The organism is Chlamydia pneumoniae TW-183, from assembly GCF_000007205.1.
Lineage (GTDB): Bacteria > Chlamydiota > Chlamydiia > Chlamydiales > Chlamydiaceae > Chlamydia > Chlamydia pneumoniae.
The window spans coordinates 337,636-353,894 of record NC_005043.1 but is presented as its reverse complement, the minus strand read 5'-3'; the positions used below and the strand labels follow the sequence as shown (position 1 = coordinate 353,894).

Below are 16,259 nucleotides of genomic sequence, written 5' to 3'. Positions count from 1 at the left end.
AGATTTGAAACTTTAGTCTTAAATCCGTATAAATTAAAACTAGACAAAAGCTATTCAAAAGCAAGTTTTTTGCATAGAGAAACTGACGCATAGACGCTAAGTGTTGTTTATTAGATAGGCTAGAATTAAGTGTCTTTTTTCTAGTAGATCAAGAACAGTGTTCTCAATTTCTAAAGTTAGATAAGGAAATTATAAATGATTCATTCCCGGTTAATTATTATTGGTTCAGGTCCATCTGGATATACAGCGGCAATTTATGCATCAAGAGCGCTTTTGCATCCTCTTTTATTTGAGGGGTTTTTCTCTGGGATCTCTGGTGGCCAGCTTATGACTACAACAGAAGTTGAGAATTTTCCAGGGTTTCCTGAAGGGATTCTTGGGCCAAAACTTATGAATAATATGAAGGAGCAGGCTGTGCGGTTTGGGACCAAGACACTAGCTCAAGATATTATTTCCGTAGATTTTTCTGTTCGCCCTTTTATTTTGAAATCAAAAGAAGAAACCTATTCTTGTGATGCCTGTATCATAGCTACAGGAGCTTCTGCTAAACGTTTAGAAATTCCTGGAGCAGGAAACGATGAATTTTGGCAAAAAGGAGTGACTGCTTGTGCCGTTTGCGATGGGGCTTCTCCTATTTTTAAAAATAAAGATCTTTATGTGATTGGGGGAGGGGATTCTGCTTTAGAAGAAGCTCTTTACCTGACTCGTTATGGAAGCCACGTATATGTAGTTCATCGTAGAGATAAACTGCGGGCTTCTAAAGCTATGGAAGCTCGGGCGCAAAACAATGAAAAAATTACATTTTTATGGAATAGCGAGATTGTAAAAATTTCTGGAGATAGCATTGTCCGTTCCGTAGATATTAAGAATGTTCAGACTCAAGAAATTACAACTAGAGAAGCTGCGGGGGTGTTCTTTGCTATAGGCCATAAGCCAAATACGGATTTTCTCGGAGGACAGCTGACGTTAGATGAGTCGGGCTATATTGTGACTGAGAAAGGAACGTCCAAGACTTCTGTCCCTGGAGTATTTGCTGCTGGAGATGTTCAGGATAAGTACTATCGTCAGGCGGTTACTTCTGCAGGAAGTGGTTGTATAGCAGCACTAGATGCTGAAAGATTCTTAGGCTAATGCGATTGCAGTTGCTGTGGCATACTCTTTGCAGTGGCTTATAGAGAGAATGACTTTAGAAATTCCAATTTTTGCATAGACATGCGAAGGGAGGAGAACTTCGGGTCCGTGAGATACTTTAAAGACTTCGATGTCTTTCCAGGCAACAACGCTCCCTATGCCAGTTCCTAAAGCTTTTGCTACAGCTTCTTTTCCAGCAAAGCGACCTGCAAATGAAGGGATGGGATCGGTCTTTTCTAAGCAATATTTCTGTTCTGCTTCTGTAAAGATTCTATTGAGTAGTCGATTGCCGTGAGTTGCAATTGCCTCGCGAATGCGGCTAATTTCAATAATATCGGTTCCTATATGAATGATTTCCATAGAGTTCGCACTAATTTCCTTCAGGATTTTCCATTAGGGCATTCTGTAATTTTGAGAAGTAAGCGATGGCAGTTTTAATGAGAGCATAGCCCACTGTAGCTCGAATCACGAATAAGGCTTGAGGATTGCTGATATAACGACGAAGGACTAAAGAGAAGGCAATCATAATGACCATGATGAGAAACCTTCTAGAGATAAAGGTCTGCTTTATATAGGCAATCCATGTAATTTTTTGTGAAAAGAATTCAGAAGATAGACTCAGCTGTTTCCTTATAGTTTTGCTTAGCAAGTAGCGATGTTTTAGGGATGCTAATCCCCAAGAAACCATAGATAGAAGACAGTAGGTAAAAAAAGAAGAAAGGGGGTCTAGGGCTATTGCGGTAGCTTTTAGCAAGAGTTTCATTCCTGCTGATATCCACAAAATACCAGGAAATAGTATCAGGAAATATTTGATGTTTCTTGCCATAGTGCATTACACTTAATTTCTAAATACTCTATTTTACTTGGAGTATGAATTTTTTGCTAACTGGTATTAAGATATGCGAGCTGAGATGGCTGTGATCTATTGGGATCGCTCAAAAATTGTCTGGTCTTTCGAGCCATGGTCTCTAAGACTTACTTGGTATGGCGTCTTTTTTACTGTAGGGATTTTTCTAGCATGTCTCTCAGCAAGGTATTTGGCTCTTTCCTATTATGGTTTGAAAGATCATTTAAGTTTTTCCAAAAGCCAGCTACGCGTGGCTTTAGAAAACTTTTTTATATACTCTATTTTATTTATTGTCCCTGGAGCTAGACTTGCCTATGTGATTTTTTATGGATGGAGTTTTTACTTACAACATCCTGAAGAGATCATTCAAATATGGCACGGAGGCTTGTCGAGTCATGGAGGCGTTCTTGGCTTTCTTTTGTGGGCGGCCATTTTTTCTTGGATATATAAAAAAAAGATTTCAAAATTGACTTTTCTCTTCCTTACAGACTTGTGTGGATCAGTTTTCGGAATTGCAGCGTTTTTTATTCGTTTGGGTAATTTTTGGAATCAAGAAATTGTAGGAACACCGACTTCTTTGCCTTGGGGGGTGGTTTTTTCTGATCCTATGCAAGGTGTCCAGGGAGTTCCTGTGCATCCTGTGCAGCTTTATGAGGGAATCAGTTACTTGGTCGTCTCTGGAATTTTATATTTTCTTTCCTATAAGCGTTATTTGCATTTAGGTAAGGGATATGTGACTTCTATAGCCTGTATTTCTGTCGCTTTCATTCGTTTTTTTGCGGAGTATGTAAAAAGCCATCAAGGGAAAGTTTTAGCAGAGGATTGTCTACTTACAATTGGTCAAATTTTATCTATACCTTTATTTCTATTTGGTGTGGCCTTACTTATCATTTGCTCATTGAAAGCTCGAAGGCACCGTTCACACATATAGCAGCATCTTTTTGGCATGAGACTTTAGAATTTTACAGTCTATCACAATAAGAGACCTGTATTGAGAGATTCTCCTTTGGGAGATAATGTGGGTTTATGATATTTTGACCTCTTAAGTTTAATTTTTAGAGTTTATCAAATGAATAAACGCACTTTGCTTTTTGTTTCTTTAATTGGGATTGCTTTTGTAGGATGTCAAATATTTTTTGGTTATAATGAATTTCGTTCCTGCAAAAATCTAGCAGAGAAACAAAGAAAGATTTCAGAACAGACGCTAGCTGCAGTAGAATCTGTAGGGTTAAGTGTAGCTTCATGGGACACCGATGTAAACGGAGAAGAACATAAGAATAACTACGCAGTTCGTGTTGGAGACAAGTTATTTTTATTACATAATGGAGAAGCTGCTCAGTCTGTTTATTCTTCTGGGGAATCTTGGAGCTTTGTAGATCACAAGTGTGGTTTCGATAATATTCACTTGGCTTTATATCGTCAGCAGGGTTCTTCTTTCAATCCTACGAATACGGGAAAAGTTTTTCTTCCTACGAATCATGAAGGTTTACCTGTACTAGTTGTTGAGTTTCGTAACAATAAAGAGCCTTTAGTATTTCTAGGTGAGTACGCACAAGGAAGAATTTCCAATAAAGATAGCACGATCTTTGGTACAGCGCTTGTCTTTTGGAGATCAGGAAGCGACTATATTCCTTTAGGTCTCTATGATTCTCGAGAAGAAAAGTTAGTTTCTTTGGATCTTCCTATTACACGAGCTGTAATTTTTGGTAATGACCAAGATTCGGCAAAGTCGTCAGATACTGCGAACCACTATGTTTTATTTAATGATTACATGCAGATTATTGTTTCTGAAGAGAGTGGTTCTATAGAAGGTATCAATTTACCTTTTGCTTCAACAAATAATAAAAGCATTGTGAATGAAATTGGTTTTGATAGGGATTTAGCTTCAGAGAAATCTCCTGAAGCTCTTTTCCCTGGGCTGTCTTCAAAACTTCCTGATGGCCAACAAGCCAAAAACTCGATTGGAGGTTACTACCCTTTATTGCGCAGGGGATTATTAAGTGATTCTAAGAAATTACTTCCTCTAGAGTATCACGCATTAAATGTGGTTTCAGGAAGAGAGCTAGCGACTCCTGTGGCTTTAAGATACCGAGTTCTTTCCTATACCCCCCATTCCATTCAATTGGAAAGCTTAGATAGATCGGTTCAGAAGGTATACAAACTTCCAGAGAATCCGGAAGAAAAGCCCTATGTTTTTGAAACTGCAATTACTTTAACGAAAGAAACCGAAGATGTATGGGTAACTTCAGGAGTTCCTGAAGTGGAGATCATGTCAAATGCTTCAGCCCCAACCATTAAATACAGGGTTATCAAAAAAAATAAGGGGTCTTTAGATAAAGTTAAGCTTCCAAAAGTAAAAGAGCCTTTAGCTGTACGTCGTGGTGTTTATCCTCAATGGATTTTAAATTCGAATGGATATTTCGGTATTATTTTAACTCCGTTGTCTGAAATTGCTTCTGGCTATGGATCTCTCTACATTTCGGGTTCTACGGCTCCGACAAGATTGTCTGCTATTTCTCCTAAAAATCAACTGTATCCAGTATCAAAATATCCTGGATATGAGACCTTGCTTCCTTTGCCAAAAGATGCAGGGACACATCGATTTTTAGTGTATGCAGGTCCCTTGGCAGAGCCTACACTTAAAGTATTAGATAAGACAATTACTCAGGAGAAGGGAGAAAATCCTGAGTATCTTGATAGCATTTCTTTCCGTGGTGTTTTTGCATTTATTACAGCTCCTTTTGCAGCACTCCTATTTATTATTATGAAGTTCTTCAAATTGGTTACGGGTTCTTGGGGAATTTCCATTATTTTACTTACTGTATTTTTGAAATTGCTTCTCTATCCTTTAAATGCATGGTCCATACGATCTATGAGGCGTATGCAGATTTTATCTCCTTATATTCAGCAAATTCAGCAAAAGTATAAGAACGAACCTAAGCGTGCTCAGATGGAAATCATGGGCTTGTATAAGACAAACAAAGTGAATCCTATCACGGGTTGTTTACCTTTATTGATACAGCTTCCTTTCCTAATTGCGATGTTTGATTTATTAAAGTCATCATTCTTATTACGAGGAGCCTCGTTTATTCCTGGGTGGATTGATAACTTAACAGCTCCTGATGTGTTGTTTTCTTGGCAGACATCGATATGGTTTATTGGAAATGAGTTCCACTTACTTCCTATTCTATTAGGTATAGTGATGTTCTTACAACAGAAGGTCACGAGTTTGCATAAGAAAGGACCTGTTACGGATCAGCAGAAACAGCAACAAGTTATGGGGAACATGATGGCGATTTTATTTACCGCTATGTTCTATAACTTCCCTTCAGGATTAAACATCTATTGGCTTTCGTCTATGATTTTAGGAGTCGTCCAGCAGTGGATCACTAATAAGATATTAGATAGCAAACATCTTAAAAATGAAGTGGTTTTAAATAATAAAAAACATCGATAATACTGAAAAAAAAGTCGAATTGTCTTAATACAGGCTTATTGAAACAAGCGATTTATATGAGCTCATAGTTTATGCGAGCATGGGAAGAATTTCTTTTGCTACAAGAGAAAGAAATTGGCACAAATACTGTAGACAAGTGGTTGCGATCTTTAAAGGTCTTATGTTTTGATGCTTGTAATTTGTATCTTGAAGCTCAAGATTCTTTTCAAATTACTTGGTTTGAGGAGCATATAAGACATAAGGTTAAATCTGGTCTTGTAAATAATAACAATAAGCCCATTCGTGTTCACGTTACTTCGGTAGATAAAGCAGCTCCTTTTTATAAGGAGAAGCAGATGCAGCAAGAGAAGACAGCATACTTTACCATGCATTATGGAAGTGTGAATCCTGAGATGACCTTCTCTAATTTTTTAGTTACCCCTGAAAATGATCTTCCTTTTCGTGTTTTACAGGAATTTACTAAGAGTCCTGATGAAAACGGAGGAGTTACTTTTAATCCAATTTATCTGTTTGGACCTGAGGGATCTGGAAAAACTCACTTAATGCAGTCAGCTATCAGTGTTCTTCGTGAATCTGGAGGTAAGATTCTCTATGTTTCTTCGGATTTGTTTACAGAGCACTTAGTCTCTGCTATCCGTTCAGGAGAAATGCAAAAATTCCGTTCTTTTTACCGCAATATTGATGCTCTATTCATTGAGGATATCGAGGTTTTTTCAGGAAAGTCGGCAACTCAAGAAGAGTTCTTCCATACGTTTAATTCTCTTCATTCTGAAGGGAAGTTGATTGTAGTGTCTTCATCCTATGCGCCTGTGGATCTCGTTGCTGTTGAAGATAGATTGATCAGCAGGTTTGAATGGGGAGTTGCAATTCCGATACATCCTTTGGTTCAGGAAGGATTGCGCAGTTTCTTAATGAGACAGGTAGAGCGCTTATCTATTCGCATTCAAGAAACGGCCTTAGATTTTTTAATTTATGCGCTATCTTCCAACGTAAAGACCTTACTGCATGCACTGAATCTTTTAGCAAAGAGGGTAATGTATAAAAAACTCTCTCACCAATTACTATATGAAGATGATGTGAAAACTCTTTTAAAAGATGTTTTAGAAGCAGCAGGAAGCGTTCGTTTAACTCCTTTAAAGATTATTCGTAATGTTGCTCAATATTATGGGGTCTCTCAGGAGAGTATTTTAGGACGTTCTCAGTCCCGAGAATATGTATTGCCACGTCAGGTAGCCATGTACTTTTGTCGTCAGAAGCTTTCACTATCATACGTGAGAATAGGCGATGTCTTTTCAAGAGATCATTCGACGGTAATCTCATCCATACGATTGATTGAACAAAAAATAGAAGAAAATAGCCATGATATTCACATGGCTATTCAAGATATTTCTAAGAATTTAAATTCCTTGCATAAGAGTTTGGAATTTTTCCCTAGCGAAGAGATGATTATTTAGAGGAGTAACGATCCTCTAATTTTTGCTTCTGGACAGTTGCAGCAGCCGGCGCAGATATCATTTTCATTGAGTTCAACTCCGCTGTTCTAGCTTGTTTAAATTGTCTAATATGATTGAAAGCAAGGACAAGAGCAATACCAGCAAGTACTATCTGTATAGCAAGAACAATGCCGATTCCTAAGGATAGGGTGACTCCACTGGCAATAACCAGTCCTAGGGTGGTTAAGGAAGCAAGGAGGAGACCTAGACTAACTAAAATAGGCTTAAAAAATACCCAGGAACAATAACGATGTGTTGCCTTGTGAGATACTGATGGTTGTGGTTGTGTAGTCTGAGGTGTTTGTGCTACTGTAGCCATGTTGTTCTCCTGAGTAAAAAATTAAATAATTTTAATCTGTCTATATAATTGTTGTCAATAATATTTTTATAGATATTATTTTAATTTTATTAAAATTTATCAACTAATTTTATTTATAGTCTTTCTCTAGTTCAGAACTATTAAGCTCTCTTAATAGGCTCTCTTTTATTTACCAAGGCGAAGTTCTTTTTTTTTTTTCAAATTTCGCATATGGAGGGTTCTAGATGGTATTTGAAATGGTTGCATTGTGGAAGATTTTTCGAGTTTTGATAAGAACAAAGTCAGTGTTGACTCTATGAAACGGGCGATTTTAGATCGTCTGTATTTAAGTGTTGTACAATCACCAGAGTCCGCATCTCCTAGAGATATCTTCACAGCTGTTGCAAAAACTGTTATGGAATGGTTGGCCAAGGGGTGGCTGAAAACTCAAAATGGCTACTATAAAAATGATGTAAAAAGAGTTTATTACCTTTCCATGGAATTTCTCTTAGGGAGAAGTCTAAAAAGCAATCTTTTGAATTTAGGAATTCTAGATTTAGTAAGGAAGGCACTAAAAACTTTAAATTATGACTTTGACCACCTTGTAGAAATGGAATCCGATGCAGGATTAGGAAATGGTGGTTTGGGGAGACTGGCAGCTTGTTACTTGGATTCTATGGCTACATTAGCAGTTCCAGCCTACGGCTACGGTATACGCTATGATTATGGTATTTTTGATCAGAGGATCGTCAACGGGTATCAAGAGGAAGCTCCTGACGAGTGGCTACGTTATGGAAATCCTTGGGAAATCTGTAGGGGAGAGTACCTCTATCCCGTACGATTTTATGGAAGGGTCATTCATTATACCGATTCTCGAGGGAAACAGGTGGCAGATCTTGTCGATACCCAAGAGGTATTGGCGATGGCTTATGATATTCCGATTCCTGGGTACGGTAATGATACTGTAAATTCTCTAAGGCTATGGCAAGCACAATCTCCGCGAGGCTTTGAATTCAGCTATTTTAACCACGGGAACTATATCCAGGCTATAGAAGATATCGCCTTGATAGAAAACATCTCTCGCGTCCTCTATCCTAATGATTCTATTACTGAGGGGCAGGAATTGCGTCTCAAACAAGAGTATTTTTTAGTTTCAGCAACCATTCAAGATATTATCCGCAGATATACAAAGACACATATTTGTTTGGATAACCTTGCGGATAAAGTCGTAGTACAATTAAACGATACCCATCCCGCTTTAGGGATTGCTGAAATGATGCATATTTTAGTCGATAGGGAAGAATTACCTTGGGATAAGGCTTGGGAGATGACTACAGTCATCTTTAACTATACCAATCATACAATCCTCCCAGAGGCTTTAGAGAGATGGCCTCTCGATTTATTCTCTAAGTTATTACCTCGGCATTTAGAGATTATTTATGAAATAAATTCCCGTTGGTTAGAAAAAGTTGGCTCTCGCTATCCTAAAAATGATGATAAGCGCCGGTCTTTATCCATTGTTGAAGAAGGGTATCAAAAGCGTATCAATATGGCAAACCTTGCCGTAGTAGGTTCTGCAAAAGTAAATGGAGTTTCGTCATTCCACTCTCAGCTGATTAAAGATACTCTCTTTAAAGAGTTTTATGAGTTTTTCCCTGAGAAGTTTATCAATGTGACCAATGGGGTGACTCCACGACGATGGATTGCTCTCTGTAATCCTCGTTTGAGTAAGCTTCTCAATGAAACTATAGGGGATCGTTATATCATTGATCTTTCTCATCTTTCATTGATCCGTTCCTTTGCCGAAGATAGTGGTTTCCGAGATCATTGGAAAGGGGTAAAATTAAAAAATAAGCAGGATCTAACAAGTAGAATTTATAATGAAGTTGGAGAAATAGTAGACCCTAATTCTCTCTTTGACTGTCATATTAAGCGTATTCATGAGTATAAACGACAACTAATGAATATTCTTAGAGTCATCTATGTTTATAATGACTTGAAAGAAAACCCTAATCAAGATGTCGTCCCTACAACAGTAATTTTTTCTGGTAAGGCGGCTCCTGGCTATGTCATGGCCAAACTCATTATCAAGTTAATCAATAGCGTTGCTGACGTTGTAAATCAAGATTCTCGAGTTAATGATAAGCTTAAGGTTCTTTTTTTACCTAACTATCGAGTTTCTATGGCTGAGCATATCATTCCTGGTACAGATCTTTCAGAACAGATTTCTACAGCTGGAATGGAGGCTTCTGGAACAGGAAATATGAAATTTGCTTTGAATGGAGCTCTGACTATAGGAACTATGGACGGTGCAAATATAGAAATGGCAGAGCATATTGGTAAGGAGAATATGTTTATTTTTGGTCTTTTGGAGGAGCAAATTGTACAACTGCGGAGGGAATACTGTCCTCAGACAATTTGTGATAAGAATCCTAAGATCCGTCAGGTTTTAGATTTGCTAGAACAGGGATTTTTCAATAGCAATGATAAAGATCTGTTTAAACCGATAGTACATCGCCTACTGCATGAAGGAGATCCCTTTTTTGTCTTGGCTGACTTGGAGTCTTATATCGCTGCCCATGAAAATGTGAACAAACTCTTTAAGGAACCAGATTCATGGACTAAGATTTCTATTTATAATACTGCAGGAATGGGCTTTTTCTCTAGTGACAGAGCCATTCAGGATTATGCCAGAGATATTTGGCATGTTCCTACAAAATCTTGCTCTGGAGAAGGAAATTAAGAAATAGACAGGATGGAATCAGGGACTCTTTCCATAGCCAAGGAGCTATAGAAAGAGTCCTTTTTGTTCAAAGATTGCTAGTTTAATAGTAGGACAGCCGGAGCTTCTAAGATCTTTTGTAATCGTTTCATAAACATCGCAGCAGGATAACCATCAATCACTCTATGATCTACAGATAGGGTAAGATTGCAGGTAGATCCTATAGTAATTTCTCCGTCAAGAACAAGAGCTTGTTCTGTAACACTTCCTACGGCAAGAATCGCCGCTTGAGGAGGATTGACAATCGCTGTAAATTCAGTGATTCCTGTCATTCCTAAGTTAGAGACACAGAAGGACCCTCCTTTGTATTCAGTGTCTTGAAGAGATTGATTTCTTGCTTTTAACGCTAAGCTCTTAATTTCTGCTGAAATCATGCCGAGATTTTTACGGTCTGCGCAGCGTATAATTGGCGTAATAATTCCATCTGGAATGGCCACAGCTATCGAGATATCGATAGTATCAAAACGGACGATTTTATTATCGACACTGTTAAATCCTGAATTGATAGAAGGGAACTCTTTGAGCGCCAGAGCACAGGCACGTACAATGCAATCGTTAATAGAGAGTTTGATTCCCTGAGCTTGAAGTTCTTTGAGCAGATTAAGGAGAGGTGAGGCGTAGACCTGCTGCCTTACATAGAAGTGAGGAATAGAGATCTTAGCAGCTTGTAGGCGTGCAGCAATCACTTCCCGAATCGGAGAGAGATTCTCCTCATGATAGGAACCTGGAGGCACTTCGGGAGACTCAGGATAGCCAAAACCAGCAATGCTTTTAGGAGGAGCTTTCTCTAAATCTTTTTTTACTATACGTCCTCCAGGACCACTCCCTTGAATTGATGAGACATCTATGTTTTTCTCTTTTGCTAGTTGTCTAGCTAATGGAGAGAGATTATTCGTAGTGCCTACGTGTTTGAAGACTAAAGGCGAGGAGAGAGGTGGCTCTGGCTTAAAAGTTACTGCTGTGAATGTTGCTGAGGCAGCTTGTGGAGTTGTTGCAGGCGAGACCTCTTCAGAAGAACCTTTTGGAGATGCTTCAAGGTTAGAAGGTTCTGTCTTAGGAAGAAGTTCTTCTAGATTAAAGGGCTCGTTGGCTTCTGTAGAGAGTACCGCAATAGGGGTGCCTATAACGATTTTCTCGCCTTCATGACGTAAGATTTCACGAATCCAGCCATCTTCATTTGCTGTATGTTCTAAAATAGCTTTGTCTGTAGAGATCTCTACAATGACGTCTCCAAAACTGACCTGATCATTACTTTTTTTATGCCATTTCACTATAGTGCCCACTTCCATAGTTGGAGAAAGCTTTGGCATTTTCAATAAGGAGATCACAAACTTACCTCATGACTTTTTCAATGGTATCTAAGATTCGGTTAACATTAGGCAAAGTGGCCTGTTCTAAGATTTTACTATAGGGCATAGGCGTTTCTTTTTGGCATACCCTTAAGGGGGGAGCATCAAGAGAATCAAAAACATGCTCAGTAATCAGGGCAATAATTTCAGAAGAAATCCCAGCGAAGTAGTGGCCCTCTTCAATTACAATACAGCGTGAAGTTTTTCGTACCGATGATAAAATTGTTGATATGTCTAAAGGTTTGATCGTTCTTAGATCAATAATTTCTATAGACAAGCCCCAACGTTTTTTGGCTAGAGAACACGCTTCTTTTGTAATGGAAACCATACGGCTATAAGTAATAATTGTAAGGTCATTTCCTTCTTGAACTCTATGTGCTTTCCCAATAGGAACGAGATATTCTTCGGTGGGGACTTCCCCTTTTAAGTTATATTCTAGCTCGTTTTCTAAAAAAAGAACGGGGTTATTATTTCTGATTGCTGATTTTAATAAGCCTTTAGCGTCGTAAGGGTTCGAAGGGGCTATAATAATAAGACCTGGAATATTAGCATACAACGACTCAACGCAATGAGAATGCTGGCAAGATACCTGGGCTGCAGCACCATTAGGGCCACGAAAAACTATAGGAACGGAAAACTTCCCTCCAGTCATAAAATGCATCTTAGCTGCATGAGAAATGATTTGGTCTAAGGCTACAAAGGAAAAGTTCCAGCTCATAAATTCTATAATAGGGCGCAGGCCTGACAATGCGGCTCCTATTCCAATTCCAGAGAAGGCTGCTTCACTAATAGGAGCATCAATGACTCTCTTAGGGCCCCATTTATCTAATAAGCCTTTGGTGACTTTATAAGCACCATTGTAGTCACCAACCTCTTCACCAAGAATACAGACATTAGGATCGCGAGACATCTCTTCGTCAATTGCTTCTCGGAGAGCTTCTCGAATTTCTAATGTTTTATGTTTAGGCATAGACTCCTTCCTCTAATGTGGTGACGGATGGATCTGATGAGAGTTTTGCGTTAGAGAACGCTTCTAAAACAGCAGTTTTGCATTCTTGGCGTATATTTTGAAATTCCTCTTCAGTCAGAACCTCTAATCGAATTAGCCAATCTTTAGCTAGGACAATAGGATCTTTTTTAAATAAACACTGCATTTCTTCTTTCGATCTATATAAATTAGGATCTGATATAGAATGCCCTCGAAATCGGGAGCAGAGACACTCAACTAAAACCGGAGATTCGGTATCAACCATATAGCGATAAGCCTCTCTAAATCCTAAAAGAGAGTTAAATAGATCAAAACCATTGACTGTGACTGCACGGATATCGTAGGAACTTCCTTGAGACTCTGCTATGGGCTGTTTTGCAACAGCACGATTTAATGACGTTCCCATACTCCAGCCGTTATTTTCAATAATAAGCATTAGAGGGAGTTGGTGAAGAGAAACAAAGTTCAGAGTTTCATGGAATACACCTTGAGCTACCGCACCATCTCCGATAAAGCATAGAGAAACTCTATTTTTTTGTTCTTGATATTTGATGGTAAATGCGGCTCCAGCTGCGAGGGGAATTTGTCCTCCGACAATACCAAATCCTCCAGGGAAATTAGGCCCACACATATGCATGGATCCTCCACGACCTAAAGCGCATCCAGTTTCTTTCCCTAAAAGTTCAGCAGCAATTTCTTGAAGGGGAATGTTGAGAAGAATCGCAAGTGCGTGGCAGCGGTATGAAGAGAACACCCAGGGATCTAGTCCTGTGTTTGCGATTGCAGCAGTTGCTACAGCTTCTTGGCCAGCGTAAGAGTGGTAAAATCCACCCACTAGCCCTTCTAGATAGGCTTCTTCTCCTCGGGCTTCGAATTCACGAATCAGAACCATCTGTTTTAAAAATTTAATACAGGAAGCGGGCCCGTAAAGGTCTAAGATCCTTTCTACTGTGGATTTCTCTGTGCCCTGAGAAGCTATATTATAAGGTGCTGAACTATCCATAACTTTTTTATAAGGGAGACGCTTCGGGAGCGGTTTTTGATCTCATTATAGGAGCCTAGGTTTCAAAAGACAAGGGCTATCCGAAGAAAAAATAATTAAGTTTTTTTAAAAAATCGAAAAAATTTTAATATGTTTCTCGTGGCAATTTAAAGAGAACAAAAAGGATTACATCACATGGACGTTTCTCGTAAAATTAATCGACACACTCAGTTTTACGTGGATTCGATAGACGGTGTCATCAAAAACTTTGATCATAAGCCTAGTGAAGATAAATCTCGAGATCATGAAGAATTAGAGGAAAAGCTTTTAACTATAACAAAACGTATTGTTGCTTCTGCTCAAGAATTTCAGAATCGTAAGACGGACTCTAAAAACTACTACTTAAAAAAAACTCAATGGTTGCCATTCAAAAATGAAGAGTTGGAGCAAACTAAGGAATTGTTTGCCATGTTAACTTCGATGGATAAAAAAATAGCTCAGTTATTTTTTTATTCTCCCGGATGTAGTAGCGACTGGGTAGAATTTACCGAAGTAATTTGTCATTTAAATGATTCTATAGGTTTGGGAGGGGTTTTACTGTGTTGCGGATTATTCGAACAACAGTGTGAGCATGTTGTTACTGTGAATAAAAAGCTAGACCTACCGCTTCTTTTAGGAACTACCGTTGTAAATAGTCTACGTTATTATTTAACCTATAGGAATATCTCTCTTTTGAATTGTCAGAGCATGAGTGAGCTAGGCAAGGAGCTCGGGGATGTTTTAAAGCAACATGGAGTTGCTTTCACTTTAATTTTTAAAGAGATTGTGGATATAGATTTATTAAACTATGTGAAACTAATTCAAGGACTCAAGCGTAGTGGAAATATTCAAGCACGTATTTATGATAATGATGTGCCTACTTTACCTTCAGTTTCATCGAGTCCTATTGCGTTGAGATATAGCTTAGCGAATACAATTCGGGGCCTTGCTTTACATGTAGATTTTTCTTCATTGAAGTTTATAAGCCCGTCTATACTTTCCAATACAGAGCACACTGCAAAAGCTTTAAACTCTGGCGGAGAATGTTTTATCTTTTCTAATCTGGATGAATTCAATCTTGGAATGAAAATAGTCATGCAACTATTGCGGACAGGGAAGATTAGCCCAGAAATTTTAAATAAAAATATCATGAAAATTCTCATGATAAAAAGAAGAGTACGTTCTTTATATATTTAATTATTTGGTCTTTTTTTTGATTTCAAAACTAATAAAATAAATAGAATTTTAGATCTCTGAAGGAATCTCAGCAAGGCTGGGAGTCGATAGATCTCTTACTTGTTTTTCTAACTTACTTAGTCTTTCTTCAGTTTTAGGAAGGTTCCGAATTTTAGCAATCAACCGATGTGTTTCTTGATAAGGTCGTGCTGGAGCGCCTCCATAAATGCCTGGAGAGGTGATAGATTTTGTGACTCCAGTTTGAGCAATCATGATCACATGGTCTGCAATAGAAATATGCCCAGTAATTCCGGTTTGCCCTCCAATGATGACATGTTCACCAATTTTTGTAGAACCTGCAATGCCTGCTTGGGCAACAATAATACTATGCTTTCCAATTTCTACGTGATGAGCTACTTGTACTTGGTTATCTATTTTAGTTCCTTCATGGATCACGGTGTTCTTGAATCGACCACGATCTATCGTAGTGTTGGCTCCGATTTCTACATCATCACCTACAATCACATAGCCTAGATGCTTTAAAGGTTTGTGATGACCAAAAGCATTTGTAATATAACCAAAACCACAGGATCCTAAAACAGCTCCAGGTTGAACAACTACACGGTTTCCCATGAGGACTCTTTCTCGAATCACCACCTTAGGGTGAATCAGACAGTTAGCACCTAGAACGCTGTGAGCTCCAATGACACTTCCAGCTCCGATGTATGTGTCAGAGCCGATATGGGCATGTTGACTAATGACAACGTAAGGTTCTATGGTTACATTTTTCTCAATACGTGCAGTAGGATGAATCACTGCAGTAGGATGAATACCAGGAAACCCTGATGTTACGGGTTCAATAAACAACTCTATGCACTTTTGAAATGTTAGAGAAGGGGATTCATTGGTAATAAGAAAGTTTTTCTTTAGGTGGGCATGTTGCATTGCCTGAGATCTAGATAAAATAATAGCACCAGCTTTGGTGTTTTTTAGAAAGCTAGAGTATTTCTCATTATCTAAAAAAGCAATATGGTGAGGTTGCGCCTGACTAATATCTTCAACACCTGAAATAGGAGTTTCTATATTTCCTTGAACTTCGACTTGTAGTAGCTCAGCTAACTGTTTAAGAGTGTAGACTGGTGCTTCGGACATAGAAAACTCCTTAAACTTGGACTAGTTTTGTTTTTTGAAAGATTCGTTAAGAATAGCAATAATTTCGGTTGTTTTATCAGTCCCAGGTGCTATTGCTAAGACAGCTTCTTCATTAAGGATAGCTTCTAGTTTTTCTTTGGACCGCACTGATTCTGCAGCTATTTTTACTTCTTGAATGAGTTTTTGAATGCGTTTTACATTACTTTGATTGATAGATTGATAGTACTGAGACTGGTACGCATTGTACTCTCCTGAAAGATCTTCGAATTTCTTTCGCAACTCTTCAGAGGCAGAATCCGATAGGCTTTCCATGTAATCTTCATCTTGCAACTTATTATAAATAGAAGTGAGTTCTTCTTCTATTTTCTCAGCATTTTTTACAAACTGCTGTTTCATAGCTTCCAATTCTTCAGTTTCCTTTTTACCTAGATCGGATTCTTCAAGACATCGCTTTAAATTAACATAGCCTAAATTTGCATGAGCTGCGCTTGTTGATCCTAAAACAAGAAGAAATGTAGAAAATAATAATTTTTTCATAATTACCTGTACTAACTTGGGTATAGAA

14 protein-coding genes are annotated in these 16,259 nt (G+C 38.4%); 6 read left to right on the top strand and 8 right to left on the bottom strand.

Features of this window, described 5'->3' with window-relative positions:
* Positions 1-195: 195 nt before the first annotated feature.
* Complete coding sequence (gene trxB / locus CPB_RS01610; protein WP_010882962.1) at positions 196-1,131, top strand: thioredoxin-disulfide reductase; 936 nt, start codon at positions 196-198, stop codon at positions 1,129-1,131.
* Here trxB and acpS read toward each other — a convergent pair.
* Positions 1,123-1,491 carry a holo-ACP synthase gene (gene acpS, locus CPB_RS01605; protein WP_010882961.1) on the bottom strand — a complete coding sequence of 123 codons (369 nt, stop codon included), beginning with the start codon at positions 1,489-1,491 and terminating at the stop codon, positions 1,123-1,125. The genes trxB and acpS overlap by 9 nt on opposite strands.
* Before the next feature lie 10 nt (positions 1,492-1,501).
* Positions 1,502-1,957 carry a hypothetical protein gene (locus tag CPB_RS01600; RefSeq protein WP_010882960.1) on the bottom strand — a complete coding sequence of 152 codons (456 nt, stop codon included), beginning with the start codon at positions 1,955-1,957 and terminating at the stop codon, positions 1,502-1,504.
* 85 nt (positions 1,958-2,042) lie between these two features.
* On the opposite strand from CPB_RS01600, the gene CPB_RS01595 reads away from it, so the two are divergent.
* From CPB_RS01595 to dnaA, 3 genes are all read left to right on the top strand, one after another.
* Complete coding sequence (locus CPB_RS01595) at positions 2,043-2,909, top strand: prolipoprotein diacylglyceryl transferase (protein WP_010882959.1); 867 nt, start codon at positions 2,043-2,045, stop codon at positions 2,907-2,909.
* A gap of 138 nt (positions 2,910-3,047) precedes the next feature.
* Positions 3,048-5,435 carry a membrane protein insertase YidC gene (gene yidC, locus CPB_RS01590; RefSeq protein ID WP_010892072.1) on the top strand — a complete coding sequence of 796 codons (2,388 nt, stop codon included), beginning with the start codon at positions 3,048-3,050 and terminating at the stop codon, positions 5,433-5,435.
* Between the two features lie 71 nt (positions 5,436-5,506).
* Entirely contained in the window at positions 5,507-6,889 is a 1,383-nt protein-coding gene (gene dnaA, locus CPB_RS01585) for a chromosomal replication initiator protein DnaA (RefSeq protein ID WP_010882957.1), read from the top strand.
* Here dnaA and CPB_RS01580 read toward each other — a convergent pair.
* Complete coding sequence (locus CPB_RS01580; RefSeq protein ID WP_010882956.1) at positions 6,882-7,247, bottom strand: hypothetical protein; 366 nt, start codon at positions 7,245-7,247, stop codon at positions 6,882-6,884. The two genes, dnaA and CPB_RS01580, sit on opposite strands and share 8 nt — an antisense overlap.
* A gap of 295 nt (positions 7,248-7,542) precedes the next feature.
* Here CPB_RS01580 and CPB_RS01575 point away from each other — a divergent pair, with 295 nt between their 5' ends.
* Positions 7,543-9,969 (top strand): glycogen/starch/alpha-glucan phosphorylase, encoded by a 2,427-nt coding sequence (locus tag CPB_RS01575; protein WP_162008450.1) that lies wholly within the window; start codon positions 7,543-7,545, stop codon positions 9,967-9,969.
* 77 nt (positions 9,970-10,046) lie between these two features.
* Here the strand turns inward: CPB_RS01575 and CPB_RS01570 are convergent, their stop codons facing one another.
* From CPB_RS01570 to CPB_RS01560, 3 genes are read right to left on the bottom strand one after another with little or no spacing between them, the layout of a single operon-like run.
* Positions 10,047-11,336 carry a pyruvate dehydrogenase complex dihydrolipoamide acetyltransferase gene (locus CPB_RS01570; RefSeq protein ID WP_010882954.1) on the bottom strand — a complete coding sequence of 430 codons (1,290 nt, stop codon included), beginning with the start codon at positions 11,334-11,336 and terminating at the stop codon, positions 10,047-10,049.
* A gap of 4 nt (positions 11,337-11,340) precedes the next feature.
* A complete protein-coding gene (locus CPB_RS01565) occupies positions 11,341-12,327 on the bottom strand; it encodes an alpha-ketoacid dehydrogenase subunit beta (protein ID WP_010882953.1) in 987 nt (328 codons plus the stop codon).
* The gene (locus CPB_RS01560; RefSeq protein WP_010882952.1) at positions 12,320-13,348 is read right to left on the bottom strand and encodes a thiamine pyrophosphate-dependent enzyme; all 1,029 of its coding nucleotides are present in this window, start codon (positions 13,346-13,348) and stop codon (positions 12,320-12,322) included. Before CPB_RS01560 ends, CPB_RS01565 begins: the two co-directional genes overlap by 8 nt.
* A 174-nt stretch (positions 13,349-13,522) precedes the next feature.
* Between CPB_RS01560 and CPB_RS01555 the strand changes: the two genes are divergently transcribed.
* Positions 13,523-14,563, top strand: coding sequence for a hypothetical protein (locus tag CPB_RS01555; RefSeq protein ID WP_010882951.1), 1,041 nt, complete (start codon positions 13,523-13,525; stop codon positions 14,561-14,563).
* A gap of 48 nt (positions 14,564-14,611) precedes the next feature.
* Here the strand turns inward: CPB_RS01555 and lpxD are convergent, their stop codons facing one another.
* Positions 14,612-15,694 carry a UDP-3-O-(3-hydroxymyristoyl)glucosamine N-acyltransferase gene (lpxD, locus tag CPB_RS01550; protein ID WP_010882950.1) on the bottom strand — a complete coding sequence of 361 codons (1,083 nt, stop codon included), beginning with the start codon at positions 15,692-15,694 and terminating at the stop codon, positions 14,612-14,614.
* A 21-nt stretch (positions 15,695-15,715) separates the two neighbouring features.
* Positions 15,716-16,231 carry an OmpH family outer membrane protein gene (locus CPB_RS01545; protein WP_010882949.1) on the bottom strand — a complete coding sequence of 172 codons (516 nt, stop codon included), beginning with the start codon at positions 16,229-16,231 and terminating at the stop codon, positions 15,716-15,718.
* Between the last annotated feature and the right edge of the window lie 28 nt (positions 16,232-16,259).

Coding starts and splice junctions, on each gene's coding strand:
- trxB (WP_010882962.1), top strand. CDS start 196: ATGATTCATTCCCGGTTAATTATTATTGGTTCAGGTCCATCTGGATAT.
- acpS (WP_010882961.1), bottom strand. CDS start 1,491: ATGGAAATCATTCATATAGGAACCGATATTATTGAAATTAGCCGCATT.
- CPB_RS01600 (WP_010882960.1), bottom strand. CDS start 1,957: ATGGCAAGAAACATCAAATATTTCCTGATACTATTTCCTGGTATTTTG.
- CPB_RS01595 (WP_010882959.1), top strand. CDS start 2,043: ATGGCTGTGATCTATTGGGATCGCTCAAAAATTGTCTGGTCTTTCGAG.
- yidC (WP_010892072.1), top strand. CDS start 3,048: ATGAATAAACGCACTTTGCTTTTTGTTTCTTTAATTGGGATTGCTTTT.
- dnaA (WP_010882957.1), top strand. CDS start 5,507: ATGCGAGCATGGGAAGAATTTCTTTTGCTACAAGAGAAAGAAATTGGC.
- CPB_RS01580 (WP_010882956.1), bottom strand. CDS start 7,247: ATGGCTACAGTAGCACAAACACCTCAGACTACACAACCACAACCATCA.
- CPB_RS01575 (WP_162008450.1), top strand. CDS start 7,543: ATGAAACGGGCGATTTTAGATCGTCTGTATTTAAGTGTTGTACAATCA.
- CPB_RS01565 (WP_010882953.1), bottom strand. CDS start 12,327: ATGCCTAAACATAAAACATTAGAAATTCGAGAAGCTCTCCGAGAAGCA.
- CPB_RS01560 (WP_010882952.1), bottom strand. CDS start 13,348: ATGGATAGTTCAGCACCTTATAATATAGCTTCTCAGGGCACAGAGAAA.
- CPB_RS01555 (WP_010882951.1), top strand. CDS start 13,523: ATGGACGTTTCTCGTAAAATTAATCGACACACTCAGTTTTACGTGGAT.
- lpxD (WP_010882950.1), bottom strand. CDS start 15,694: ATGTCCGAAGCACCAGTCTACACTCTTAAACAGTTAGCTGAGCTACTA.
- CPB_RS01545 (WP_010882949.1), bottom strand. CDS start 16,231: ATGAAAAAATTATTATTTTCTACATTTCTTCTTGTTTTAGGATCAACA.